General features: G+C 57.5%; 21 protein-coding genes and 1 pseudogene. 16 read left to right on the top strand and 6 right to left on the bottom strand.

From position 1 onward, the window contains the following. The first annotated feature begins 54 nt into the window (after nt 1-54). The 5 genes from EKL29_RS16895 to EKL29_RS23370 all read left to right on the top strand — a co-directional run bounded on the left by EKL29_RS16895 (nt 55) and on the right by EKL29_RS23370 (nt 4,128). On the top strand, nt 55-1,191 hold the full coding sequence (locus EKL29_RS16895; RefSeq protein WP_126690269.1) for an alanine racemase: 1,137 nt from the start codon (nt 55-57) through the stop codon (nt 1,189-1,191). A gap of 131 nt (nt 1,192-1,322) precedes the next feature. Beyond that, on the top strand, nt 1,323-1,718 hold the full coding sequence (locus tag EKL29_RS16900; protein WP_126690270.1) for a polyketide cyclase: 396 nt from the start codon (nt 1,323-1,325) through the stop codon (nt 1,716-1,718). A gap of 434 nt (nt 1,719-2,152) precedes the next feature. Further along, on the top strand, nt 2,153-2,419 hold the full coding sequence (locus tag EKL29_RS16905) for a hypothetical protein (RefSeq protein WP_120458127.1): 267 nt from the start codon (nt 2,153-2,155) through the stop codon (nt 2,417-2,419). Nucleotides 2,420-2,490: 71 nt separating this feature from the next. Then, nucleotides 2,491-3,135 carry an oligosaccharide flippase family protein gene (locus EKL29_RS16910; RefSeq protein ID WP_126690271.1) on the top strand — a complete coding sequence of 215 codons (645 nt, stop codon included), beginning with the start codon at nt 2,491-2,493 and terminating at the stop codon, nt 3,133-3,135. Nucleotides 3,136-3,510: 375 nt separating this feature from the next. Beyond that, nucleotides 3,511-4,128 carry a trimeric intracellular cation channel family protein gene (locus EKL29_RS23370; RefSeq protein ID WP_033754272.1) on the top strand — a complete coding sequence of 206 codons (618 nt, stop codon included), beginning with the start codon at nt 3,511-3,513 and terminating at the stop codon, nt 4,126-4,128. On the opposite strand, the pseudogene ligB reads toward EKL29_RS23370, so the two are convergent. After that, nucleotides 4,069-5,812, bottom strand: a pseudogene (ligB, locus tag EKL29_RS16920) (NAD-dependent DNA ligase LigB); the annotation flags it as partial. The gene EKL29_RS23370 and the pseudogene ligB sit on opposite strands and share 60 nt — an antisense overlap. A 242-nt stretch (nt 5,813-6,054) precedes the next feature. Here ligB and gmk point away from each other — a divergent pair. The 7 genes from gmk to EKL29_RS16955 all read left to right on the top strand — a co-directional run bounded on the left by gmk (nt 6,055) and on the right by EKL29_RS16955 (nt 15,224). Beyond that, a complete protein-coding gene (gene gmk / locus EKL29_RS16925; protein ID WP_120458129.1) occupies nt 6,055-6,678 on the top strand; it encodes a guanylate kinase in 624 nt (207 codons plus the stop codon). A gap of 54 nt (nt 6,679-6,732) precedes the next feature. Next, nucleotides 6,733-7,008, top strand: coding sequence for a DNA-directed RNA polymerase subunit omega (gene rpoZ, locus EKL29_RS16930; protein WP_013511051.1), 276 nt, complete (start codon nt 6,733-6,735; stop codon nt 7,006-7,008). A gap of 20 nt (nt 7,009-7,028) precedes the next feature. Next, complete coding sequence (spoT, locus tag EKL29_RS16935) at nt 7,029-9,137, top strand: bifunctional GTP diphosphokinase/guanosine-3',5'-bis pyrophosphate 3'-pyrophosphohydrolase (protein WP_120458130.1); 2,109 nt, start codon at nt 7,029-7,031, stop codon at nt 9,135-9,137. Nucleotides 9,138-9,140: 3 nt separating this feature from the next. Then, a complete protein-coding gene (trmH, locus tag EKL29_RS16940) occupies nt 9,141-9,839 on the top strand; it encodes a tRNA (guanosine(18)-2'-O)-methyltransferase TrmH (protein WP_126690272.1) in 699 nt (232 codons plus the stop codon). Then, nucleotides 9,836-11,914: an ATP-dependent DNA helicase RecG gene (recG, locus tag EKL29_RS16945; protein WP_126690273.1), complete on the top strand. Its 2,079-nt coding sequence runs from the start codon at nt 9,836-9,838 to the stop codon at nt 11,912-11,914. The genes trmH and recG overlap by 4 nt, the downstream gene beginning before the upstream one ends. 124 nt (nt 11,915-12,038) lie before the next feature. Continuing rightward, nucleotides 12,039-13,424: an NCS2 family protein gene (locus EKL29_RS16950; protein ID WP_120458133.1), complete on the top strand. Its 1,386-nt coding sequence runs from the start codon at nt 12,039-12,041 to the stop codon at nt 13,422-13,424. Between the two features lie 120 nt (nt 13,425-13,544). Beyond that, nucleotides 13,545-15,224: an AsmA family protein gene (locus EKL29_RS16955; RefSeq protein WP_126690274.1), complete on the top strand. Its 1,680-nt coding sequence runs from the start codon at nt 13,545-13,547 to the stop codon at nt 15,222-15,224. 70 nt (nt 15,225-15,294) lie between these two features. Here EKL29_RS16955 and fabY read toward each other — a convergent pair whose 3' ends face one another. The 5 genes from fabY to typA all read right to left on the bottom strand — a co-directional run bounded on the left by fabY (nt 15,295) and on the right by typA (nt 20,245). Then, complete coding sequence (fabY, locus tag EKL29_RS16960; RefSeq protein ID WP_120458134.1) at nt 15,295-16,242, bottom strand: fatty acid biosynthesis protein FabY; 948 nt, start codon at nt 16,240-16,242, stop codon at nt 15,295-15,297. A 59-nt stretch (nt 16,243-16,301) separates the two neighbouring features. Continuing rightward, nucleotides 16,302-16,739, bottom strand: a complete 438-nt coding sequence (dtd, locus tag EKL29_RS16965; RefSeq protein ID WP_120458135.1) for a D-aminoacyl-tRNA deacylase — start codon at nt 16,737-16,739, stop codon at nt 16,302-16,304. Beyond that, on the bottom strand, nt 16,736-17,605 hold the full coding sequence (locus EKL29_RS16970) for a virulence factor BrkB family protein (RefSeq protein ID WP_120458157.1): 870 nt from the start codon (nt 17,603-17,605) through the stop codon (nt 16,736-16,738). The genes dtd and EKL29_RS16970 overlap by 4 nt, the downstream gene beginning before the upstream one ends. Nucleotides 17,606-17,608: 3 nt before the next feature. Next, nucleotides 17,609-18,205 carry a glucose-1-phosphatase gene (gene yihX / locus EKL29_RS16975; RefSeq protein WP_120458136.1) on the bottom strand — a complete coding sequence of 199 codons (597 nt, stop codon included), beginning with the start codon at nt 18,203-18,205 and terminating at the stop codon, nt 17,609-17,611. 219 nt (nt 18,206-18,424) lie between these two features. Further along, nucleotides 18,425-20,245 (bottom strand): ribosome-dependent GTPase TypA, encoded by a 1,821-nt coding sequence (gene typA / locus EKL29_RS16980; RefSeq protein ID WP_120458137.1) that lies wholly within the window; start codon nt 20,243-20,245, stop codon nt 18,425-18,427. Nucleotides 20,246-20,680: 435 nt separating this feature from the next. Here typA and glnA point away from each other — a divergent pair, with 435 nt between their 5' ends. The 4 genes from glnA (at nt 20,681) to EKL29_RS23015 (ending at nt 25,007) form a co-directional block, all read left to right on the top strand. After that, nucleotides 20,681-22,090 (top strand): glutamate--ammonia ligase, encoded by a 1,410-nt coding sequence (glnA, locus tag EKL29_RS16985; protein WP_120458138.1) that lies wholly within the window; start codon nt 20,681-20,683, stop codon nt 22,088-22,090. A gap of 221 nt (nt 22,091-22,311) precedes the next feature. Continuing rightward, a complete protein-coding gene (glnL, locus tag EKL29_RS16990) occupies nt 22,312-23,361 on the top strand; it encodes a nitrogen regulation protein NR(II) (RefSeq protein ID WP_120458139.1) in 1,050 nt (349 codons plus the stop codon). Nucleotides 23,362-23,368: 7 nt separating this feature from the next. Beyond that, nucleotides 23,369-24,778, top strand: coding sequence for a nitrogen regulation protein NR(I) (glnG, locus tag EKL29_RS16995; RefSeq protein WP_126690275.1), 1,410 nt, complete (start codon nt 23,369-23,371; stop codon nt 24,776-24,778). A 103-nt stretch (nt 24,779-24,881) separates the two neighbouring features. Further along, nucleotides 24,882-25,007: a YshB family small membrane protein gene (locus tag EKL29_RS23015; protein WP_147402120.1), complete on the top strand. Its 126-nt coding sequence runs from the start codon at nt 24,882-24,884 to the stop codon at nt 25,005-25,007. Nucleotides 25,008-25,044 lie beyond the last annotated feature (37 nt).

Genomic DNA, 25,044 nt, shown 5'->3' on the forward strand with positions numbered 1-25,044 from the left:
CCGGCCGCCGATTGCTGAATGATGGGGTTTCATCTGTTTGTGCAGGAACCTCGTATGGATATGAATCAACGCTGGCAACGTCCTCTGCCTGACGACCGTCTTACACCCTACATTGAGATCGACGCCGAAAGGCTGGAAAAGAATCTGCAGGCGATGCAGGAGAAAGCCAGCCGCGCAGGCGTCACGCTGCGCCCTCATATCAAAACGCATAAAAGCCTCTATATCGCTCGTCGTCAGCGCGCGCTGGGCGCGTGCGGCATTACCGTTTCTAAGCCGAGCGAAGGGGAAGTCTTTATCCGCGGCGGTGAACGCGACATCTTGCTGGCTTATCCGGTTATCCGTGCCGAAAGCATAGCGGCACTGCTGAAACGGGCGGCGGAGCACCAGGCGAAAGTGACGCTGATTGTCGATACGCCGCATGGCGTAGCCGCTATCGCTGAAGCGCAACGCCAGCAACCGGATGCCGACATCGCAGTAGCGATTAAGGTAGATGTCGGGCTGCACCGTATCGGCATCGATCCGCATCGGGACGACGCGACCGCCCTGGCGCAGGCTATTCAGGCGGCGCAGCTGCGCTTCGCTGGGCTGGTGTCGCACGCCGGGCACGCCTATGGCGCCGGGAATCGTGATGCCATTGCTGCGATCGCTCAGGAAGAAGCGCGGCTGATGCAGCATGTGCAAAACCAGCTGCGAGAAGCGGGTTTCGCCGATTGTTCTGTTTCCGTTGGCGCCACGCCCACGGCGCTGGCCGCGCCAGTGGCAATCGGAACCGATGAGATCCGCCCGGGAAACTATGCCCTGCTCGATCTGACTGCGTGTCGTCTCGGCCTGAGCCGCGTTGAGGAACTGGCGCTCAGCGTTATTGCCCGCGTCGTCGCGGTAAATCGCCATTTCATCATTATCGATGCCGGTTCCAAAATGCTGAGCTCGGATAAAGGGCCACACGGCACGAATGCCAGCGGGTTCGGCGTGGCCGTTGATGAAAATGGCGTTTGCTATGAGGTCGGCAAGCTGTCGGAGGAGCACGGGTTTATCCCCTGGCAGGATAGCGCGCCGAGCGTCGGTGCCCTGCTGCGTATCTACCCTAATCACAGCTGCGCGGTGATGGCGCAGTCGGACAGCTATGTGCTGCGTCACGCCGACGGTCGTGCAGAGACCCAGCCGATCGATGCGCGCGGACGTTTTCTCTGACGCTTTTACGGCAGGCCGCCAGACCTGCCAGCCTGATGAAACCCTGTCTGCGCCACACTTCTCGCCGCGCGCGATTTTCCCTCTGCGCGCAACATGCTTTAATGCCTTTTTAACCACGTTCCGGAGGTAGCATGTTGTCGTCCCAGGTTGTCAGTCAGACCATTGCGCGTAACTGGTTAGATTTGTATGAAACGATCTGGAAGCCGGAATATTTTGCGAAATGGGCTTCTGGGCTAAGCAGCAGCACGCTGGAACAGGAAGGGAGTTACTGGCGCGCCCGTGGACCTGAGGGTTCAGTGAAGATTCGCTTTACGCCGCATAATCCGTTTGGCGTGATGGATCACTGGATAGATAGCGGCTTTGGTAAAGAGATCTATATGCCGATGCGCGTAATAGCCAATGAGCAGGGCGCTGAGGTGCTTATCGTAGTTTACCGTCAGCCGCTGATGTCTGATGAGAAGTTTTCTCAGGATATTGAATGGGTAAGAAGCGATCTTGCTCGTCTCAATCGCCTGCTTACTCAGTAAATCAGGCCAAAAAGCCGTCATTCTTTAGTCATTGTTGGGCCTTACGGCTCAGAAAAGTGAAAAAAGTTCGGTGAAAATGCATAAGCACTTTCACCTTTTTCATAAGCCGTTCCTGCCTCTCACAACAGTTTCATTAAAGCCAGATAGCCGGGAAAATTCCTGGACAGCCAGCACTGCCGTTTCGCTGTAATGCCTGAAATACGTGCATTCTCTGCGTATGTACATTTTTTATTCCGCGCATTTTCCCTTTTTACTGCACAACGATTAATAAAGCTTTACAACGGAAGTTAAAAATATTTCATGCAAATGATGAATCCATTTATTTCTACAGCGGCTTTATCGGAGTTTTCTGATGGTGTGAAATTAAAAAAAACGAGGTATAAATTAACCACACACACAGCAACACTTAAAATAACAACATCAGGAAATTAAAAATGGATTGCTCAACTACGGCTCTGCTGTCAGAAGAAGAACTTGTTGAGATCGCTGGCAGGATGCTGGCAGGAGAATATAAAACAATAAAAGGATTTACCCAGGACCTGGCCGCTTTTCTGTTAAGCACAGAAAAGACGGCCCTGTCCCGGGACAATAAAAATAATGGGGAAATTATTTACGTATCAGAAATCCATCGCATTGAATCAATAATAACAGGTGAGGCCTGGCGTACTACGTCTGGACTTCGCTCAGGCGAATGGCATTAATTATTTGGGTGAAATAGTCAGCTATTTCGCGCATAACACTTTATTCGGTACCTGTACCTAACGAGTATATCATGGCGATACGTGAACGAAGCTTTACTGGTGCAAAGTGGTCGATTCTCTCTTCAATTAAAGTTATCGGCATCGGTGTGCTCCAGCTCTCTTTACTGGCGCAAATTCTGCAGGCTAACGAGCTGAATCTGCTGGCTGTTGCTATTGTCGGACTGCTGATCATCGATACCCTTGCCGATCGTGGCTTTTCCAACGCCCTGATCCGCAGCGGCAGCTTGTCGGTTCGCGATCAGTCAATGCTTTACTGGGGCAATATGCTGCTGAGCCTGGTTATTTTTGCTGTACTGTTTATCGGCAGCGATCTTGTCAGCAGCTATCTTCAGCAGCCCGAACTGGCTATTATGCTGGAAATGGTCTCCGTGGTTTTTATTATTATCCCTCAGGGACAGCATTACCGCGCTATTATGCAGCGTGAAAAGCAATATACCCGCATTGCCTTTACTGAAACTATATCGGTGCTTTTTGGTCTTGGCGTCACCTTATTCACCGTCTGGCTGACGCCATCGGTACTGTGCGCCATCTGGGGTTATCTGGCCATTGCTTCCGTACGTATGCTGATCTACTGCTATTATGGCCGGGAAAGTTTTCAGCCGGAATATCGCTTTAACCTGAAAGAATACAGTCGCATTCGTGCAAGAATCGGATAATAAAAACAAGTCTGTATGGTGGGCTCTGGGCATCTGAAGAGATGCATTCGCGTGCTGGCGACAGCACGCTCTTTTCTTTTTATCCGCCCTGCATTTTTATTGCCGCAAAAAGACCGCTCTGCCTGCAAAAGCCGTACCTGTCGCACCTCTTCCTGTTAATTCCCTGAAAAAGCGCGTCGCTGGAATAGTCGCTGAAATTACGATTCGCTTTTCTTATTTTATTGTCGCAGCGGCGCTTGCCGTTTTCCCTCAACGCCAGCGTTTTTCCTCAGGCCAGCATAAGTTAAACTGATACCAAGCGATCGCCTGAGAATTTTTCAGTAGCTGATATTCCTCTAACCCCGTAGCCTTGCCGCCCACCCTCTGGAGCCAGCTATGTTATTAACCGTCCTCTATATTATCGGTATTACCGCAGAAGCCATGACAGGCGCGCTTGCCGCCGGACGACGCAAGATGGATCTGTTTGGCGTCATTATCATCGCCTCAGTGACGGCGATAGGCGGCGGCTCCGTGCGAGATATTTTGCTGGGTCACTATCCGCTGGGCTGGGTTAAGCACCCGGAATACATCATGATCGTTGCCGCTGCGGCAGTACTTACCACCTGGCTTGCGCCGCTGATGACGCACCTGCGCAAAGTTTTCCTGGTACTGGATGCGCTGGGCCTGGTGGTCTTCTCGATTATCGGCGCCCAAGTGGCGCTGGACAGCGGCCATGCGATGATTATCGCCGCCATCGCCGCCGTGATTACCGGCGTATTTGGCGGCGTGCTGCGCGATATGTTCTGTAATCGTATCCCGCTGGTCTTTCAGAAGGAGCTCTATGCCGGTATCGCCTTCGCTTCCGGCTGGATCTATATCCTGTTGCTGAAAACCTCGCTGGCGCATGAGGCCGTCGTGATCATTACTCTGCTGTTCGGCTTTCTGGCGCGCCTGCTGGCGCTGCGCTTCCGGCTCGGTCTGCCTGTTTTCAACTACCCGCATCCGGAGCACTGACGCCGTTCGGGATGCCGTGCTCTCGCAGAAAAGCGATCAGTTTTTGCATGCGTGTATCCTGCAACATGGCGTAAATGCGCTGCGCCAGGGTTGCGCCGACGCCAGGCAACGCCTGCCACCGTTGCACGTCGCGCTGCTGCACCTCATCCCAGGTCGCGTCCGGTAAAGCGTGAAGCGCTCGCCGCGGCAGCGGTATGCCCAGCGCGCCGATCCAGCGACGCAGAGGCTGCTGTCGCGTAAGGTTGAACCGGTGCCAGAGCTGCTTTGCGCGCGTCGGGCTAATGCCTGACGTCTGCGCGATCTGTTCCGGCGTCAGCGTCAGCCAGGAAAAAAGATGCTCCATGGCGCTGCTCTCCAGCAGCCGTAGCCAGGTGCTGCGCTGCACGCCAGCGATATCCAGCACCGATTTCTGACTCAGCCAGCTTAACCGCGCCAGCAACTGCTGGCGGCAGGAAGGCGTGATGCTCAGGCAACTGAGCGGCGTGAATTGTTCAGGATCGGGTGGTTCTGGGTAGTCACGCTCCCCTACCCGCCAGATGACTCTTTCCAGACGTGGAATACCCTGTCCCGCCAGGCTGATAACGACCTGATCGCCTGCGATAACATCCCATTCCCGCCAGCGACGTAGCGAACCGATGTTCACCCGCCGTACGATTTTGTCGTCGAGCGCGACCGGCTGAAGATTAAGCACTACAGAGATATTTCCGGTACGGCCAGTGTTGAAATCAACCGACCGTACTTCACTGTTCACGTCCGGCGGCTGGAATTTCCACGCCACCGCCCAGTCACCTTCGCCAGGCATCCAGCTTTTTCCGGCTGGCCGCATCGCCTGATGTACCACCACGCCGTCTGTGGCAAAGGGAAGCGGTGCGCTGAACCAGCGATCCCGCCAGCTTGCGACCTCTTCCTCATCATGAACAGGTTTGCTCCACGTTTGCGCCAGCCCCAGTCCCCAGGCAGCAAGCTGTTGCAGACGATCCGCCATCTCAGCGGGACCATCCGGCCAGCCCCAGATAAACAAGCCGATATCGGCCAGCAGCGGACCAGGTGTCTGGCTCATTAACGCGCCAGCGACCTGTGCCCGCGCGTTTTTACCGCCGTCGCGCGCCTGGCGATGATCGGTCATCTTCAGAAACAGCTCGCCCTGGAGTACCACTCGCGGCGCATCGCTCTCAATTCGTAACGGGATGGCAGGAATATAAGCCGCTTTTGCCAGCCATGACTCGCCGCGCAGGCCATCGCCGCGACTAATTAATGCCGTCAGCTTTCCCGCCTCATAGACCAGTGTGACCGCTACGCCGTCGATTTTCGGTTGTACCCATAAATCCCGACGATTCTGCATCCAGTACGCCAGCGCCAGCTTATCGCGCAGCTTTTTTACGCCGGTATGCGCCACCGGATGCGCGACTCTGCCGCTGGCTGGCAGTCGGGAAGTGTAAATTGATTGCGCGGGTCTGAAGCAGCGCTGCCAGCTTTTCAGGCGCTGCAACAGCGTGTCGTAATCCGCATCGCTGATCAGACTCTTTCCGTCGCGATAGTAGGCATCATCCCAGCGTTGCAACTGCTGCTGCAGGCGGGCAATTTCATCTCCGGCGCGCGCGGGCGTCCATACCGGGCAAAGCGCGTTAGCCGAACCAACAGCCAGCAGTAACAGACTCAGCAGCAGGCGTAACTTCTCTTTCATAGCGAGCCTCCTCAACGTTTCGCCTATTGAAGCGGCGAGGAAACGACAAGGCGACAGGCAAAGCGAGAGAACGGAACTGGCTGCGCAGGAAAAGAATGCGCTTGCGGCCTGGCAAAGCCACTTCTGCGCGCTGCGACGCAAAAGTTTTAGCGCAGCGTTATGCGCAAACGCTGCGTTACGGCGCTAAGCCGTGTATACTGAGCAGGAAATCGACTCCGCTCTTTACTCAATTCAAGAAGACCATGGCTCAAGGCACGCTTTTTATTGTTTCCGCCCCCAGCGGCGCGGGTAAATCCAGCCTGATTCAGGCACTACTGAAGACACAACCGCTGTACGATACGCAGGTGTCTGTTTCTCATACCACCCGCGGCATGCGTCCCGGCGAAGCCCATGGCGAGCACTATTACTTCGTCTCGAAAGAAGAATTTGAAGCGATGATCGCGGAAGATGCCTTCCTCGAGCATGCGAAAGTCTTCGACAACTATTACGGCACGTCGCGTAAAGCGATTGAGCAGGTTCTCTCTACCGGCGTCGATGTGTTCCTGGATATCGACTGGCAGGGCGCGCAGCAGATCCGCGCAAAAATGCCCGCCGCACGCAGCATTTTCGTTCTGCCGCCCTCGCAGGACGAGCTGGACCGCCGCCTGCGCGGCCGCGGTCAGGACAGCGAAGAGGTGATTGCCCGCCGCATGGCACAGGCGGTCTCTGAGATGAGCCACTACGCTGAATACGACTATTTAATTATCAATGATGATTTCGATCTGGCCCTGTCGGATCTGAAGACCATTATCCGCGCTGAACGCCTGCGCATGGGTCGCCAGAAGGCGCGCCATGATGCTTTAATCAGCAAACTATTGGCAGTCTGAAGTCAGTTTCAGTATTATGCCCAGTCATTTCTTCATCTGTGGAGTAGCACACCTATGGCACGCGTAACCGTTCAGGACGCAGTAGAAAAAATTGGTAACCGTTTTGACCTGGTGTTGGTCGCTGCACGTCGTGCACGTCAGATGCAGGTAGGCGGCAAAGATCCGCTGGTTCCGGAAGAGAACGATAAAGCCACCGTTATCGCCCTGCGCGAAATCGAAGAAGGCCTGATCACTAACCAGATCCTGGACGTTCGCGATCGTCAGGAGCAGCAAGAGCAGGAAGCCGCTGAATTACAGGCCGTTACCGCTATCGCTGAAGGTCGTCGTTAACAGCAACCTGCAGGCCAACCTTGTATCTGTTTGAAAGCCTCAATCAGCTGATTGAAAAATACCTGCCGGAGGAGCAAATCAAGCGCCTCCAGCAAGCGTACCTTGTCGCACGTGATGCTCACGAGGGACAGACACGCTCCAGCGGCGAGCCCTACATTACCCATCCTGTTGCCGTCGCCTGTATCCTGGCGGAGATGAAGCTCGACCATGAAACGCTGATGGCCGCGCTGCTGCACGACGTGATCGAAGACACGCCGGCCACCTATCAGGATATGGAGCAACTGTTCGGCAAAAGCGTGGCGGAGCTGGTAGAAGGCGTATCCAAGCTGGATAAGCTGACCTTCCGCGACAAGAAAGAGGCGCAGGCAGAGAACTTCCGCAAGATGATTATGGCGATGGTGCAGGATATCCGCGTCATTCTCATCAAGCTGGCCGACCGCACGCACAATATGCGCACGCTGGGCGCGCTGCGTCCGGACAAGCGTCGCCGCATCGCGCTGGAAACCCTGGAGATCTACAGTCCGCTGGCGCATCGCCTGGGTATCCATCACCTGAAAACCGAGCTGGAAGAGCTGGGTTTCGAGGCGCTCTACCCTAATCGCTATCGCGTGATTAAAGAGGTAGTAAAAGCGGCGCGCGGCAACCGCAAAGAGATGATTCAGAAGATCCTGGCGGAGATCGACGGGCGACTGCAGGAAGCGGGCATCCCCTGTCGCGTCAGCGGTCGTGAAAAGCATCTCTACTCTATCTACCGTAAAATGACGCTAAAAGAGCAGCGTTTTCACTCCATCATGGATATTTACGCTTTCCGCGTGATCGTGAAGGATGTGGATACCTGCTATCGCGTGCTCGGTCAGATGCACAGCCTGTACAAACCGCGTCCAGGCAGGATGAAAGATTATATCGCTATCCCCAAGGCCAACGGCTATCAGTCGCTGCACACCTCCATGATCGGGCCGCACGGCGTGCCGGTCGAGGTGCAGATCCGTACCGAAGATATGGATCAGATGGCCGAGATGGGGGTCGCCGCGCACTGGGCATACAAACAGGCGGGCGAAAGCGGCACTACCGCGCAGATTCGCGCCCAGCGCTGGCTGCAAAGCCTGCTGGAGCTGCAGCAGAGCGCGGGCAGTTCGTTTGAATTCATTGAGAGCGTGAAATCCGATCTCTTTCCTGACGAGATCTACGTCTTTACGCCGGAAGGGCGCATCGTCGAGCTGCCGGCTGGCGCGACGCCGGTCGATTTCGCCTATGCAGTGCATACCGATATCGGCCACGCCTGCGTCGGCGCGCGCGTCGATCGGCAACCCTATCCGCTGTCGCAGCCGCTCACCAGCGGCCAGACGGTAGAAATTATCACGGCGCCGGGCGCACGCCCTAACGCCGCCTGGCTTAACTTCGTCGTCAGCTCCAAAGCACGCGCCAAAATTCGTCAGCTGCTGAAAAATCTCAAGCGCGAAGACTCCGTCAACCTTGGACGCCGTCTGCTGAGCCACGCGCTCGGCGGCAGCCGAAAGCTGGCCGAGATCCCGCCTGAGAACATCAAGCAGGAGCTGGATCGTATGAAGCTGACGTCGCTGGACGACCTGCTGGCGGAGATCGGCCTCGGCAACGCCATGAGCGTTGTGGTGGCGAAGAACCTGCTGCAGTCGACCAGCGCGACGCCGCCGAGCAGCAGCAAGCGCGGCAAGCTGCCTATCAAAGGCGCTGACGGCGTTTTGATCACCTTCGCTAAATGCTGTCGTCCGATTCCTGGCGATCCCATTGTGGCGCACGTCAGTCCCGGCAAAGGGCTGGTGGTGCATCACGAATCCTGTCGTAATATTCGTGGCTACCAGAAAGAGCCGGAAAAATTTATGCCGGTGGAGTGGGATAAGGTCACCGATCAGGAATTCGTGGCTGAAATCAAGGTCGATATGTTCAACCATCAGGGCGCGCTGGCGAACCTGACGGCGGCGATCAATACCGCAGGCTCTAATATCCAGAGCCTCAATACCGAAGAGCGCGACGGCCGCGTTTATAGCGCCTTTATCCGCCTGACCGCGCGCGATCGCGTCCATCTGGCGAACATTATGCGTAAAATCCGTGTAATGCCGGACGTGATCAAAGTCCACCGTAACCGTAATTAGCGCATGAATGCCCAACGCTTTGCTCGTATTCAGGAGATGCTGGCGCTTCGCCAGCACGACCTTACCGTCTGCATGGAACAGGTGCACAAGCCGCACAACGTCTCGGCGGTGATCCGCACCGCGGATGCGGTGGGCATTCATGAAGTGCACGCCGTCTGGCCCAGCGAACGAATGCGCACCATGGTCTCCGCTTCTGCCGGCAGCAACAGCTGGGTGAAGGTAAAAACCCACCGTCATATTGCTGAGGCGGTCACGCATCTGAAAGATCGCGGTATGCAGGTGCTGGCGACCAACCTGTCGGCCAGAGCGGTCGATTTTCGCGAAATAGATTATACCCGCCCGACCTGCATTTTGATGGGTCAGGAGAAAACCGGCATAACCGCCGAAGCGCTGGCGCTGGCCGATTGCGACATCATTATTCCGATGGTCGGCATGGTGCAGTCGCTGAACGTTTCCGTGGCGTCCGCGCTGATCCTCTATGAAGCGCAACGCCAGCGGCAGAATGCCGGGCTCTATCAGCGTCAGCACAGCCTGCTGGATGAAGATGAGCAGCAGCGCCTGCTGTTCGAAGGTGGCTATCCGGTGCTGGCGCGCGTGGCGAAACAGAAAGGTCTGCCTTATCCCCATATCAACGCCAGCGGCGAAGTAGAAGCTGACGCTGAGTGGTGGGCCAGAATGCAGGCTACGGGGAAAAAGAAATGAAAGGCCGCCTGCTGGATGCCATTCCGCTCAGTACCCTGACCGGCGTCGGCGCCAGCCAGGCGGCGAAACTGGCTAAGCTCGGCCTGCATACCATTCAGGATCTGCTGCTTCATCTCCCGCTACGCTACGAAGACCGCACTCAGCTCTACGCTATTAACGATCTGCTGCCCGGCATCTGGGCCACGGTAGAGGGCGAGGTATTGCAGTCTGAGGTCACTTTTGGCCGACGCCGTATGCTGGTATGTCAGATCAGCGATGGCAGCGGCGTCCTGACCATGCGTTTCTTCAACTTCAACGCAGGTATGAAGAACAGCCTTGCGCCGGGTCGCCGCGTTACCGCCTATGGCGAAATCAAGCGCGGCCAGCGCGGCCCAGAGATTATTCACCCCGAATATCGCGTACAGGGCGAACAGAGCCCGGTAACCCTCGAAGAGACCTTAACGCCGGTCTATCCCACCACCGAAGGCATTCGTCAGGCCACGCTGCGCAGCCTTACCGATCAGGCGTTAACGCTGCTGGAGAGCGTGCCGATCGCCGAGCTGCTGCCGCAGGAGCTGGCGCAGGGATTGATTAGCCTGCCGGAGGCGCTGCGCACGCTGCATCGCCCACCGCCCGATCTGCGTCTGAGCGAACTGGAGCACGGCCGTCATCCGGCGCAGCGTCGTCTGATTCTGGAAGAGCTGCTGGCGCACAATCTCAGTATGCTGGCGGTGCGCGCTGGGGCGCAGCGCTATTACGCGCTGCCGATGACGCCGCGCCATACGCTGAGCGACAAACTGCTGGCGGCGCTGCCCTTCTCCCCAACCAACGCGCAAAAACGCGTGGTGCAGGAAATAGAGCGCGACCTGGAGAATGATTTTCCGATGATGCGCCTGGTACAGGGCGACGTCGGATCCGGTAAAACCCTGGTCGCAGCACTGGCGGCGCTGGATGTTATTGCGCACGGCAAACAGGTGGCACTGATGGCGCCTACCGAGCTGCTGGCAGAACAGCACGCGAACAACTTCCGCAGCTGGTTCGCGCCGCTCGGGATTGAAGTTGGCTGGCTGGCCGGCAAGCAGAAAGGCAAAGCGCGTCAGGCGCAGCAGGAGGCGATCGCCAGCGGCCAGGTGGCAATGGTGGTCGGCACGCACGCGCTGTTCCAGGAGCAGGTGCAGTTCAAAGGCCTGGCGCTGGTAATAATCGACGAGCAGCACCGCTTCGGCGTGCACCAGCGGCTGGCGCTGTGGGAGAAGGGCGAAGAGCAGGGCTTCCATCCGCATCAGCTGATTATGACCGCTACGCCGATCCCGCGTACCCTGGCGATGACCGCTTACGCCGATCTCGATACGTCGACCATTGACGAACTGCCGCCAGGCCGTACGCCGGTCACCACCGTGGCGATCCCTGACAGCCGCCGCGACGACATTATCGCCCGCGTGCGGCATGCCTGCCAGGAGGGCCGCCAGGCTTACTGGGTCTGCACGCTGATCGAAGAGTCTGAGTTGCTGGAAGCGCAGGCGGCGGAAGCGAGCTGGGAAGCCTTAAAAGCTGCGCTGCCCGATCTGAATATCGGCCTGGTGCATGGCCGCATGAAGCCTGCGGAGAAGCAGGCGGTAATGGCGGCCTTTAAAGCCAATGAGATGCAGCTGCTGGTAGCCACGACGGTGATTGAGGTCGGCGTCGACGTCCCCAACGCCAGCCTGATGATTATCGAAAACCCGGAACGCCTGGGTCTGGCGCAGCTGCATCAGCTGCGCGGACGCGTCGGGCGCGGCGCGGTTGCCTCGCACTGCGTCCTGCTCTACAAGGCGCCGCTGAGCAAAACCGCGCAGCGGCGTTTGCAGGTGCTGCGCGACAGCAACGACGGCTTTGTTATTGCCCAGCACGATCTGGAGATCCGCGGCCCGGGCGAACTGCTGGGTACACGCCAGACCGGCAACGCCGAGTTCAAAGTCGCGGACCTGCTGCGCGATCAGGCGATGGTGCCAGAAGTGCAGCGCGTGGCGCGCCATATCCACCAGCATTACCCAGAACAGGCCAGGGCGCTGATTGAGCGCTGGCTGCCGGAAACCGCCCGCTACACCAACGTCTGACCCGCCTCCTTTTTCACCGGCTAAACCGCTCCTTTCTGCGCGCTTAAGATAAAGAGTGGCAAACGATTGCTTTCAGCCATAAGCGGTTTAAAATCCCCCTCTTCACAGATTGGGAAGCCACTTTATGTCCGTTAAGCAACCAGACGCCACCCTGAATAAATCAACCGCGCCGCGCCAGAGCGAGCTGATTTATCGTCTTGAAGATCGTCCGCCGCTGCCGCAAACGCTGTTTGCCGCTGGTCAGCATCTGCTGGCGATGTTCGTGGCGGTCATCACCCCCGCTCTGCTTATTTGTCAGGCGCTGGGCCTGCCTGCGCAGGATACGCAACATATTATCAGCATGTCACTTTTCGCCTCCGGCGTGGCTTCCGTGCTGCAGATTAAAACCTGGGGTCCGGTCGGTTCAGGCCTGCTGTCGATCCAGGGCACCAGCTTCAACTTTGTTACGCCTTTAATTATGGGCGGCATGACGCTGAAAAACGGCGGCGCTGACGTGCCGACCATGATGGCCGCGCTGTTCGGTACGCTGATGGTCGCGTCCTGTACCGAAATGGTGCTGTCGCGCGTGCTGCATCTGGCGCGCCGCATCATTACTCCGCTGGTCTCCGGCATTGTTGTGATGATTATCGGCCTGTCGCTGATTCAGGTCGGGCTGACCTCGATTGGCGGCGGCTTCGCCGCCATGAACGATCACAGCTTCGGCGCGCCGAAAAACCTGCTGCTGGCGGGCGTAGTGCTGGCGGTGATCATCGTACTCAACCGGCAGCGCAACCCCTATTTGCGCGTCGCGTCGCTGGTTATCGCCATGGCCGTCGGCTATTTCGCCGCCTGGCTGATGGATATGCTGCCGCAGGCCGCCGCGCCGGTCAGCCAGCCGCTGCTCTCGGTACCGTCGCCGCTCTACTACGGCCTGGGCTTTGACTGGAACCTGCTGATCCCGCTGATGCTGGTATTTATGGTGACGTCGCTGGAGACCATCGGGGATATCACCGCCACTTCGGACGTCTCAGAGCAGCCGGTAAGCGGCCCCCTCTATATGCAACGTCTGAAAGGCGGCGTGCTGGCGAACGGGCTGAACTCCTTTGTTTCCGCCCTGTTCAATACGTTCCCGAACTCCTGCTTCGGCCAGAACAACGGCGTTATCCAGCTTACCGGCGTCGCCAGTCGCTACGTGGGCTTTGTGGTGGCGCTGATGCTGATCCTGCTTGGCCTGTTCCCGGCGGTTAGCGGTTTTGTGCAGCATATTCCGGAACCGGTACTGGGCGGCGCGACCATCGTGATGTTCGGTACCATCGCCGCCTCTGGCGTGCGCATCGTATCGCGCGAGCCGCTGAACCGCCGCGCGATTATGATTATCGCGCTGTCGCTGGCGGTCGGTCTGGGCGTATCGCAACAGCCGCTGATCCTGCAGTTTGCACCAGACTGGCTGAAGACGCTGCTCTCTTCTGGCATCGCCGCAGGCGGGATCACCGCCATCGTGCTGAACCTGATCTTCCCGCAGGAAAAGTAATCTCTCCGGCGGGTCGTGGCCCGCCTTTGCTATTTATTCGTATTTACATCCAGGCTGTTGAGCTACAACGGTAATTCAGGCATAACAAGCACTGACCGGAAAGATGGCGGGATGGATGCAATGAAATTTCTTGGAAAGTTTTTTCTTACGGTACTGTTGCTGCTGGTGCTAAGCCTGGTGGTGATCTACGTTCTGTTGCAAACGCAATGGGGCGCGGGCTGGTTCAGTCGTTACGTGAGCGATAAAACCGCATGGCATCTCTCCCTCAGCAAGATCGAGCATAATTTCTCCTCGCCTTCGCACATCATTCTCGACAACTTCAGCTTCGGCCATGACGGCCAGCCGGCCGCGGTCGTGGCAAAACGCGTTGATCTCGGCCTCGCCCTGCTGCAGTTCAGCGACCCGCTGAATTTCGGCAGCATCGAACTGCGCGACGGCATTGTGAATCTGGCGAACCTGACGCCAGGCGACAATCTGCCCTTCCAGGCCGGACGTCTGCAGTTGAATAATATGCGCATTGACAGTCCGGATACCCCGCTGCCGCTTTCGGCTCTTCAGGTGAACGGCGGCATTATGCCCTGGAAACCCACCGCGAAGAGTATGCTGGGCAGCGACGCGCAGTTTCAAATGAGCGCTGCCGATATGACGCTCAATAACGTTTCAGGCGCTAACATCTTGATTCAGGGCAGCGTAACGCAGGGCCGTATGCTGTTCAGCAACGTCGGCGCCGATCTGGCGCGCGGTTCGATGACCGGCAGCGCCGAGCGCGACGCACAGGGCAACTGGCTGATCCGCCAGCTCCGCCTTAACGATATTCGTCTGCAAACTACCCAAAGCCTGACCGATTTTCTGCGCCCGATTCAGGCGCTGCCTTCCGTCACCATTAACCGTCTGGATATGACCGATGCCCGGCTTCAGGGCCCGGACTGGGCGGTCACTGACCTTGACCTGACACTGAAAAATGTCACCTGGCAAGGCGACGACTGGCGCAGCGACGACGGTTCGCTGTCGCTGAATGCCAGCAACTTTATTAATGGCCGCTTTGAGCTGAACGATCCGATTCTTAATCTCAACCTGTCGCCGCAGGGCATCGCGCTTACCCAGTTCAGCTCGCGCTGGGCTAACGGCGTCATCCGCGCCGACGGTAGCTGGAGCCGCAGCGATAAACGTCTGACGCTGAATAATCTGGCGGTCGCCGGGCTGGAGTACACCCTGCCGGAGACGTGGCGCGATCGCTGGCAGGCGACGCTGCCAGGATGGCTCGATACGCTGGAGATCAAACGCCTCACCTCCAATCGCAACCTGATTATCGATATCAATCCGGCGTTTCCGTTCCAGATGACCTCGCTGGACGGCAGCGGTGAAAACCTGCTGCTGGCGCGTCAGCATCAGTGGGGGATCTGGTCAGGCAAGCTGAGCCTCAACGCGGCGGAAGCGACCTTTAACCGCGCCGACCTGCGTCATCCGTCGCTGTCGCTGAACGCCGACGACCGGCAGATTCAGGTGACGGAGCTGAGCGCCTTTAGCGGCAACGGATTACTGGAAGGCTCGGCCAGCGTCGGTCAGCAGCCGGATCGCCCGGTCGCGCTGACGCTGAAGGGCCAGGCGGTTCCCGCCAGCGTGTTGCAAAACTGGGGCTGGCCCGCTTTGCCGGCAAGCGGCCCCAGCAATTTCCAGCTTCAGCTGAACGCCTCGCTAAAGGCGGGCGCGCCGCTGAAATCCTCAGCGAACGGCTCGCTGTCGCTGCGCACCGATACCCAGCAGATCCAGCAGCAGATGCAGGCGGGCGAGGTAAGATAAACGATCATGCCAGCGGCCAGGCTGACGCCGCGCCGCCAGTCAAAAGGGCCGATGATTCGGCCCTTTTTATTTAGTTGATGCGCGCGCCGGAACCACCCTCTTCCAGCGGCTCGTCGGGATCGGCGGGCAGCACGATATAGACGCCTTCAAACACTGCGCCCAGCTCCTCATTGCCGAACAGCTCGACTTCAAGGCGTACGCGCGCTTTGCGGCCGCGCGCCAGTCGATCGAGATCGCCGCTCATGGAGCCAATATCGGCAGTCGCGCCCGGACGTCCGGTGATCGGTTTGCTGTAGCGAATATGGGCATCGGCCAGGATAATGGTGCCGCCAAGATGGCGTTCGCGCAGCAGCAGCCAGATCAGCCCCCAGCCGGTCAGGGTCGCCAGCGAGAAGAGACTGCCTGCAAAAAGCGTATGGTGCGGATTCTGGTTGCCGGTTTCCGGCATGGTGGTAATGAATTTCTGGCCGGTAAACTGCAAAATCCGCACGCCCATCTTTTCGCTGAGCGGAATATTGTCATACCAGGCCTGCTGTAATTGCCCGCACCAGTCGGCGCGATGCAGGATATCGTCCAGCGTCACCACCGGTTTGATCATCAGAAAGTGGCGCAACGGCGTGGTTTGCGGCGCGGTGATCTCGCCCTGATTGATGTAGCCCAGCTTGGCAAAGAATTCGACCGCATCTTCACGCGCGGCGCAGGTGACGCGCTTGACGCCTTCCTGACGGGCAACCGACTCCAGCGTCATCGCCACCAGCGTGCCCAGCCCTTTGCCCTGGACAGAAGGATGTACGGCGAGGAAGCGAATCGACGCTTCGTTGTCGGCATTGATATAGAGCCGCCCGGCGGCCACCGGCTGGCCATGTTCGTCCACCACCATCTGATGGTGCGCCAGCGCGTCCCAGCCGTCCCGCTCCGAACCCTGAGGCTGGCGCAGCGGCTTGCGTAACATTTCCCAGCGGAACTGGTAGTACATATCCAGCTCTTCCGCAGTTTGCGGTACCCGAAGATGATACATAAAGTGGTTCTCTCGTTCAGAGCCTGCATGGCCGATCCCGTGCTGCTCGGCTGCCAGCCTCACACCTGTAACCAGAAGGTGACAGGACCATCATTGACCAGCGCGACCTGCATATCGGCAGCAAAGCGTCCGTTGGCGGTGGTCACGCCCTGGCGACGACAGCAGTCGCTGAAATATTCATACAGGCGGTTCGCCTCATCGGGCGCCGCGCCGCGTGAAAAAGAGGGACGCATCCCTTTCTGCGTATCCGCCGCCAGCGTAAACTGCGACACCACCAGTACGCTGCCGCCCGCCTGCTGGACGTTAAGGTTCATTTTCCCCTGCTCGTCGCTGAAAATACGGTAGCCCAGCACCTTTTCCGCCAGCCTTTCGGCGCGCTTCTCATCGTCCTCTTTTTCCACACCCAACAGCACCAGCAGGCCGGGACCGATTTCGCCGACCACCGTGCGATCTACGCTTACGCTGGCGCTGAGTACTCGTTGTATCAACGCAATCATGCAACCTCTCGTTCTTTTTCGCCTTCCTGCTGTTTCAACTGGCGATAATCGCCCAGCGTCACGGTGATTTCCGCGCCCAGCAACACAATACACCAGGTCCAGTAGACCCAGAGAAACAGGATTGGAATAACCGCCAGCACGCCATAAATCAACTGGTATGAAGGAAACATCGTAACATAGAGGGCAAAGCCCTTTTTACCCAGCTCAAACAGCGCGCCCGCCACCAGCGCGCCGATAAGGGCATCGCGCGACGGCACGCTGCGCGTCGGCACAATGCTGTAAAGCAGCCAGAACGCGAACCAGGAGAGCAACAGCGGGAAAACCCGCAGCACCTGATCGATGATGCCATAAACGCCGCTGGCGCTGACCCAGCGCAGCGACAGCAGATAGGAGCTGATCGCCAGGCTGGCGCCAGCCAGCAGCGGCCCCAGCGTCAGGATCATCCAGTAGACGGCGAAGGAGTACACCAACGGACGCTTCTTATGGCTGCGCCAGATTGTGTTGAGCGACGTATCGACCGAATGCATCAACAGCAGCGCGGTGATAATCAGCCCTACCGCGCCCAGCGCCGTCATGCGATGCACGTTAGCGACGAACTGATCCAGATAGCGCTGCACCACATTGCCCGCCGCCGGAACGAAATTGGTAAAGATAAAATTTTTCAGCTGAACGCTGACTTCAGAAAAGACCGGAAACGCGGAGAAAAGCGCAAATACCACAGCGATCAGCGGCACCAGCGCCAGCAAAGAGACAAAGGCCAGGTTCCCGGCCTGCGTCGTCATATTGTCCTCGTCGATGCGTTTCCACAGCAGCCTGAGCCACAGCCAGAGGGCGTGGCAGTTCGAAATAAAGGGGCGTGACGTCATCATTCAGCGATGGCTTGCCAGCCAGGTCGGCACGGTTTTGCTATCGGTGACCAGCACGCTCCTGATGCCCAGCGCCTCGGCAGCCGCAATGTTATCCGCATTGTCGTCAAAGAAGATCGCCTGATCGGCATGGTAGCCTTCTTGCTGCAGCACATGCTCAAAGATGCGCGCTTCAGGCTTGCGCATCCCTAACTCCTGCGACAGGTAGACCACGTCCGCCGCCGCTCGCACCTCAGGATATTGCGTCGGCCAGAACTCCGTATGCAGCCTGTTGGTGTTAGAGAGGATCACCACGCGGTGGCCATCGGCGCGCAGCTGATTCATCAGCGCCAGCGTCTCGGCGCGCGCCTCCATAAATACCGCCTGCCAGCCCGCCACGAACTGTTCGTAGCTCAGCGCGATATCAAGCTGTTCACAGAGCTTTGCGGCGAAATGCTCGTCGCTAATTTCACCGCGCTCGTGCTGCTCAAATGCCTCATCCATATGGAAGCGGCTTTGCAACAGCGCCAGCGGTACGCGGCCAAGGTCACTCCAGACGCCCAGCACACGGTTAAAATCGATATCAACAATCACATTGCCTAAATCAAAAATGTACAACATGTCGTTACTCCTCTGATTCCCTGGATCATTCACTCTAGCGGCAAAAACAGGGACTGAACAGGTAACAGGCAGGAGAAAAGTCCGTTATGGAAGCTGGCGCATGCGGGCTTAACGCGCGCAGGGTACGGGCTGGGCTATGCAACAGGGTAAACAGTATCAGAATGGGGGCAGGAATAAAAAAGCCCCGGTAAACGGGGCTTTTTATCAAGGCGAAACGTCTTACTCTTTCGGACCGCGAGACGCGCGTTTGCGGTCGTTCTCGGTCAGATGACGTTTACGGATACGGACCGACTGCGGCGTCACTTCTACCAGCTCGTCGTCATCGATGAATTCGATGGCCTGCTCAAGGGTCATCTTCACCGGCGGCACCAGCGTAGTCGCTTCATCCGTACCGGAAGCACGCATGTTGGTCAGCTTCTTACCGGTCAGGCAGTTAACGGTCAGGTCGTTAGAACGGCTGTGAATACCGATGATCTGGCCTTCATAGACTTCTGCGCCGTGACCCAGGAACAGCTTGCCGCGATCCTGCAGACCGAACAGGGCGAAGGCTACCGCTTTACCCTGACCGTTAGAGATCAGCACGCCGTTCTGACGCTGGCCCACTTCGCCCGGACGAATGTCGTCGTAGTGGCTGAAGGTGGAGTAAAGCAGACCGGTACCTGAAGTCATGGTCATGAATTCGTTACGGAAGCCGATGAGACCACGGCTCGGGATAACGTAGTCAAGACGCACGCGACCTTTACCATCCGGATCCATGTTTTTCAGATCGCCTTTACGCTCGCCCATGGCTTGCATAACCGCGCCCTGATTGTTCTCTTCGATATCCAGCGTAACGTTCTCGAACGGCTCTTGTTTACGGCCGTCGATTTCACGGAAGATAACTTTCGGACGGGATACCGCCAGCTCGAAGCCTTCGCGACGCATGTTTTCGATCAGCACCGACAGGTGCAGTTCGCCACGGCCGGATACGCGGAACGCGTCCGCATCTTCAGTCTCTTCAACGCGCAGCGCAACGTTGTGCACCAGCTCTTTGTTCAGGCGCTCAAGGATCTGACGCGAGGTCACATACTTGCCTTCCTGACCGCAGAACGGCGAGGTGTTGACGTTGAAGAACATGGTTACGGTCGGCTCATCGACGCTCAGCGCCGGCAGCGCCTCTACATTCTGCGGATCGCAGATAGTATCGGAGATGTTCAGCTCGCCCAGACCAGTGATCGCCACGATATCGCCCGCTTCCGCCAGGTCAGTATCGATACGCTCCAGGCCGAGGTGACCCAGCACTTTGCCAACTTTACCGTTGCGCGTTTTGCCTTCGCTGTCGACAACAGTAACCTGCTGGTTCGGCTTGATTTTACCGCGCTTGATGCGGCCGATGCCGATCACGCCCAGGTAGTTGTTGTAGTCCAGCTGCGAAATCTGCATCTGCAGCGGCGCGTCAACTTCAACCTGCGGCGGAGAAACGTGCTCAACGATCGCCTGATAAAGCGGGGTCATATCTTCAGCCATGTCGGTGTGATCCAGACCGGCGATGCCCTGCAGCGCAGACGCGTAAATAATCGGGAAATCAAGCTGCTCGTCGGTTGCGTCCAGGTTGACGAACAGGTCAAACACCTGGTCAACAACCCAGTCAGGACGCGCGCCCGGACGGTCAATCTTGTTGATGACAACGATCGGCTTCAAACCATGGGCAAAGGCTTTTTTGGTCACGAAGCGGGTTTGCGGCATAGGGCCATCCATCGCATCGACAACCAACAGCACCGAATCCACCATGGACATGACGCGCTCTACCTCACCGCCAAAGTCGGCGTGTCCTGGGGTATCAACGATGTTGATACGGTAGTCATTCCATTTGATGGCGGTGTTTTTAGCGAGGATGGTAATCCCACGCTCTTTCTCCAAATCGTTGGAGTCCATCACACGCTCAGTCGCTTCGGTACGCGCGTCAAAGGTACCGGACTGTTGCAGCAGTTTATCAACCAGGGTGGTCTTACCATGGTCTACGTGCGCGATGATGGCGATGTTACGCAAATTTTCGATCACAACTTTGCCTCAGGCATTAGAAATAGCGCGCTATTGTACACGGATTAAGCGGGATACTGAACACGATCACACTTCTCACCTGAAGTTTATTGCACTGACGGAAATTTGCGCTGGCTGCGGTGCACTTAATGCACTAAGTTGGAGTAATGCACCATATTGGTGCTTAAATTTGCCGGCAAAGCACGCTTTTGGTGCAAAAAAGTCAGACTGGTGCATCTCCCCGGCAACAAAAGAGTGCGCACAGGCCCAATTTAGTCGCTTTGAAAAAAGTTGGCATAAAATTCGCTTTATCTTTTTTAAGCGAAAACAGCAGTTGCACGACAGTTGCAGAGCTTGCCGAGATCGGTTGGTTGGGAATGGCGGTCAGACACACTGGAATTCAGACGACGCAGCCACTCACCACGATGATAATGACCCTTTCCAGGAGAGTTGAGTATGTCCGCTGAACACGTTCTCTCGATGATGAACGAGCACGAAGTTAAGTTTGTTGACCTGCGTTTTACCGATACCAAAGGTAAAGAACAGCACGTTACTATCCCTGCTCACCAGGTTAACGCTGACTTTTTCGAAGAAGGCAAAATGTTTGATGGCTCCTCTATCGGCGGCTGGAAAGGCATTAACGAATCAGACATGGTGCTGATGCCGGACGCAACGACTGCGGTACTGGACCCGTTCTTCGAAGACCCGACGCTGATCATCCGTTGTGACATCCTCGAGCCAGGCACAATGCAGGGCTACGATCGCGACCCGCGCTCCATCGCCAAACGCGCTGAAGAGTATCTGCGCTCTTCCGGCATCGCCGACACCGTACTCTTTGGACCGGAGCCGGAATTCTTCCTGTTCGACGATATTCGTTTCGGCTCTTCTACCTCCGGCTCGCATGTCGCTATCGATGATATCGAAGCGGCCTGGAACACCGGCAAAGAGTACGAAGGCGGCAACAAAGGCCACCGTCCTGGTCTGAAAGGCGGCTACTTCCCGGTTCCGCCGGTCGACTCTTCGCAGGACATCCGCTCCGCCATGTGTCTGACCATGGAACAGATGGGCCTGGTTGTTGAAGCGCACCACCACGAAGTAGCGACCGCAGGTCAGAACGAAGTGGCGACCCGCTTCAACACCATGACCAAAAAAGCGGACGAAATTCAGATCTACAAATATGTCGTGCATAACGTCGCGCACGCCTACGGTAAAACCGCGACCTTTATGCCGAAGCCGATGTTCGGCGATAACGGTTCTGGCATGCACTGCCATATGTCGCTCTCTAAAGGCGGCGTAAACCTGTTCGCAGGCGACAAATACGGCGGCCTGTCTGAAACCGCGCTGTTCTACATCGGCGGTATCATTAAGCACGCAAAAGCGATCAACGCCCTGGCGAACCCGACCACCAACTCCTATAAGCGTCTGGTACCTGGCTACGAAGCGCCGGTTATGCTGGCTTACTCTGCCCGTAACCGCTCCGCCTCTATCCGTATCCCGGTTGTTGCCAGCCCGAAAGCGCGTCGTATCGAAGCACGCTTCCCGGATCCGGCCGCTAACCCGTACCTGGCGTTCACCGCGCTGCTGATGGCTGGCCTGGACGGCGTGATCAATAAGATCCACCCGGGCGATGCGATGGATAAAAACCTGTACGATCTGCCGCCGGAAGAAGAGGCGGAGATTCCAAAAGTTGCAGGTTCGCTGGAAGAAGCGCTGAACGCGCTGAACGAAGATCGCGAGTTCCTGACCCGCGGCGGCGTATTCACTGACGATGCCATCGATGCCTATATCGAACTGCGTAAAGTTGAGAACGATCGCGTTCGCATGACGCCGCACCCGGTTGAGTTCGAACTGTACTACAGCGTTTAATCTTTATTCTGCACAGGTCGCGTTGCCGCTCCAGGTGGCAACAGGAAAGATCCCGAGGCTGCTAACGCAGCGGCGACGCGCAAGGCGCAGAAGATTTTTGTTGCCGTGGAAACTTTAGCCCATCTCCGGATGGGCTTTTTTCGCCGCGAAATCATCGTTCAGCCGTCTGGAAACAGGCGCGGAAGAGTATAATGCACTGAATTAGTGCAGAGGAACGCTGTATGGCAACTGGCTCCCTGCCCGACGCGGGGCAAATTCTCAACTCTTTGATAAACAGTATCCTGCTGGTGGACGACGAACTGGTCATTCACTATGCCAATCCGGCGGCGCAGCAGTTACTGGCGCAAAGCTCACGCAAACTGTTCGGCACGCCGTTGCCCGACCTGACGGGTTACTTTTCGCTGAATATCGAGGTAATGCGCGAGAATCTGGAGGCTGGCCAGGGTTTTACCGACAGCGAAGTGACTTTGGTGGTCGATGGCCGCGCGCATGTAATGGCGCTGACGGCGCAACGGCTGCCGGACAGCTTTATTCTGCTGGAGATGGCGCCGATGGATAACCAGCGCCGTCTCAGCCAGGAGCAGCTTCAGCATGCGCAGCAGGTCGCGGCGCGCGATTTGGTGCGTGGACTCGCGCATGAAATTAAAAATCCGCTCGGCGGACTACGCGGCGCGGCGCAGCTGTTATCTCGTGCCCTGCCCGATCCGTCGCTAAACGAATACACCAAAGTCATTATCGAGCAGGCGGACCGCCTGCGTAACCTGGTCGATCGACTGCTCGGCCCGCAGCAGCCTGGCATGCATATTACGCAGAGCATTCATCAGGTAGCGGAGCGCGTAGTAAATCTGGTGTCGATGGAGCTGCCGGAAAATGTCGCGCTGGTGCGCGATTACGATCCCAGCCTGCCGGAGCTGCCACACGATCCCGATCAGATTGAGCAGGTGTTGCTGAATGTGGTGCGCAACGCGCTGCAGGCGCTGGGCAAAGATGGCGGCACTATTATTTTGCGCACCCGCACCGCCTTTCAGCTCACGCTGCACGGCACGCGCTACCGGCTGGCGGCGCGCATCGACGTTGAGGATGACGGCCCGGGTATTCCGGCCCAGCTACAGGATACGCTGTTCTACCCAATGGTGAGTGGACGCGAAGGCGGCACCGGCCTGGGTCTCTCTATCGCCCGTAGCCTGATTGATCAGCATTCAGGAAAAATTGAATTTAACAGTTGGCCTGGACACACCGAATTTTCGGTTTACCTGCCTATACGCCAGTGAGGTTTCTATGCAACGAGGGATAGTCTGGATCGTCGATGACGATAGCTCCATCCGCTGGGTGCTTGAACGCGCGCTTACTGGAGCCGGGTTAAGCTGTGCCACGTTCGACAGCGCCAGTGAGGTGCTGGACGCGCTCTCGACCAAAACCCCAGACGTTTTACTGTCAGATATCCGCATGCCGGGCATGGATGGGCTGGCGCTGCTGAAACAGATTAAACAGCGTCATCCGATGCTGCCGGTCATCATTATGACAGCGCACTCCGATCTGGATGCGGCGGTAAGCGCTTATCAGCAAGGCGCGTTCGACTATCTGCCAAAGCCCTTTGATATTGATGAAGCCGTGGCGCTGGTTGAACGCGCTATCAGTCACTATCAGGAGCAGCAGCAGCCGCGTAACCAGCCAGTCAGCGGCCCGACCACCGATATTATCGGCGAAGCGCCGGCGATGCAGGACGTGTTCCGCATTATCGGTCGTTTGTCGCGCTCGTCGATCAGCGTGCTGATCAACGGCGAATCAGGCACCGGTAAAGAGCTGGTCGCACATGCACTTCATCGTCACAGCCCGCGCGCCAAAGCGCCCTTTATCGCGCTGAATATGGCGGCCATCCCGAAAGATCTGATCGAATCTGAGCTGTTCGGCCATGAAAAAGGGGCCTTTACCGGCGCAAACCAGATTCGTCAGGGCCGTTTCGAGCAGGCGGACGGCGGCACGCTGTTCCTGGACGAGATCGGCGATATGCCGCTCGACGTACAGACGCGTCTGTTGCGCGTCCTGGCTGACGGGCAGTTTTACCGCGTCGGTGGCTATGCGCCGGTAAAAGTCGACGTGCGCATTATTGCAGCCACGCACCAGAATCTGGAGCTGCGCGTGCAGGAAGGCAAGTTTCGCGAGGATCTCTTCCATCGCCTGAACGTGATCCGCGTTCATCTGCCGCCGCTGCGTGAACGCCGTGAGGATATTCCCCGCCTGGCGCGTTATTTCCTGCAGGTGGCGGCGCGCGAACTGGGCGTTGAGGCGAAAATCCTCCATCCGGAAACCGAAGCAGCGCTGACGCGTCTGCACTGGTCAGGCAATGTGCGCCAGCTGGAGAATACCTGCCGCTGGCTGACGGTGATGGCGGCCGGTCAGGAAGTGCTGATCCAAGATCTGCCTCCTGAGCTGTTCGAGTCCAGCACGCCGGAAAATCCGGTGCAGTCGCTGCCGGACAGCTGGGCGACGCTGCTGGCGCAGTGGGCCGATCGCGCGCTGCGTTCCGGTCATCAAAATCTGCTCTCTGAAGCGCAACCAGAGATGGAGCGCACGCTGTTGACGACTGCGCTGCGTCATACGCAAGGGCACAAGCAGGAAGCGGCACGACTGCTGGGCTGGGGACGCAACACCCTCACTCGCAAACTGAAAGAGCTGGGCATGGAGTAACGGCGCGGGCGAACGGGCAACTTTTTGTACGCTTTTTCGCCTTGTCCCGCTTTACACACCGATGCCGTTCAGTATTATACGGGCGGCTATCGGGAGATGAACGATGTTAGAATCCTTTCTTCACATGATTTCGCATAATGTCGCCGTTATCGGCAGCGCTGCCGGCCATTCGCCGCAGGCTGCTGTCGCGGCCGTACTGTGCGCCATTATGGTCAACCTGTTTAACTGATCGCAGTGCTGCAAGCGGATGACGGGGCGCATCTCTG

The organism is Pantoea sp. YU22, from assembly GCF_003970755.1.
GTDB lineage: Bacteria > Pseudomonadota > Gammaproteobacteria > Enterobacterales > Enterobacteriaceae > Pantoea > Pantoea piersonii.

Coding starts and splice junctions, on each gene's coding strand:
- EKL29_RS23370 (WP_033754272.1), top strand. CDS start 3,511: ATGTTATTAACCGTCCTCTATATTATCGGTATTACCGCAGAAGCCATG.
- glnL (WP_120458139.1), top strand. CDS start 22,312: ATGGCAACTGGCTCCCTGCCCGACGCGGGGCAAATTCTCAACTCTTTG.
- EKL29_RS23015 (WP_147402120.1), top strand. CDS start 24,882: ATGTTAGAATCCTTTCTTCACATGATTTCGCATAATGTCGCCGTTATC.
- trmH (WP_126690272.1), top strand. CDS start 9,141: ATGAATGCCCAACGCTTTGCTCGTATTCAGGAGATGCTGGCGCTTCGC.
- glnA (WP_120458138.1), top strand. CDS start 20,681: ATGTCCGCTGAACACGTTCTCTCGATGATGAACGAGCACGAAGTTAAG.
- yihX (WP_120458136.1), bottom strand. CDS start 18,205: ATGTTGTACATTTTTGATTTAGGCAATGTGATTGTTGATATCGATTTT.
- EKL29_RS16955 (WP_126690274.1), top strand. CDS start 13,545: ATGAAATTTCTTGGAAAGTTTTTTCTTACGGTACTGTTGCTGCTGGTG.
- glnG (WP_126690275.1), top strand. CDS start 23,369: ATGCAACGAGGGATAGTCTGGATCGTCGATGACGATAGCTCCATCCGC.
- gmk (WP_120458129.1), top strand. CDS start 6,055: ATGGCTCAAGGCACGCTTTTTATTGTTTCCGCCCCCAGCGGCGCGGGT.
- EKL29_RS16900 (WP_126690270.1), top strand. CDS start 1,323: ATGTTGTCGTCCCAGGTTGTCAGTCAGACCATTGCGCGTAACTGGTTA.
- dtd (WP_120458135.1), bottom strand. CDS start 16,739: ATGATTGCGTTGATACAACGAGTACTCAGCGCCAGCGTAAGCGTAGAT.
- EKL29_RS16950 (WP_120458133.1), top strand. CDS start 12,039: ATGTCCGTTAAGCAACCAGACGCCACCCTGAATAAATCAACCGCGCCG.
- EKL29_RS16970 (WP_120458157.1), bottom strand. CDS start 17,605: ATGACGTCACGCCCCTTTATTTCGAACTGCCACGCCCTCTGGCTGTGG.
- EKL29_RS16895 (WP_126690269.1), top strand. CDS start 55: ATGGATATGAATCAACGCTGGCAACGTCCTCTGCCTGACGACCGTCTT.
- EKL29_RS16910 (WP_126690271.1), top strand. CDS start 2,491: ATGGCGATACGTGAACGAAGCTTTACTGGTGCAAAGTGGTCGATTCTC.
- fabY (WP_120458134.1), bottom strand. CDS start 16,242: ATGTATCATCTTCGGGTACCGCAAACTGCGGAAGAGCTGGATATGTAC.
- recG (WP_126690273.1), top strand. CDS start 9,836: ATGAAAGGCCGCCTGCTGGATGCCATTCCGCTCAGTACCCTGACCGGC.
- rpoZ (WP_013511051.1), top strand. CDS start 6,733: ATGGCACGCGTAACCGTTCAGGACGCAGTAGAAAAAATTGGTAACCGT.
- EKL29_RS16905 (WP_120458127.1), top strand. CDS start 2,153: ATGGATTGCTCAACTACGGCTCTGCTGTCAGAAGAAGAACTTGTTGAG.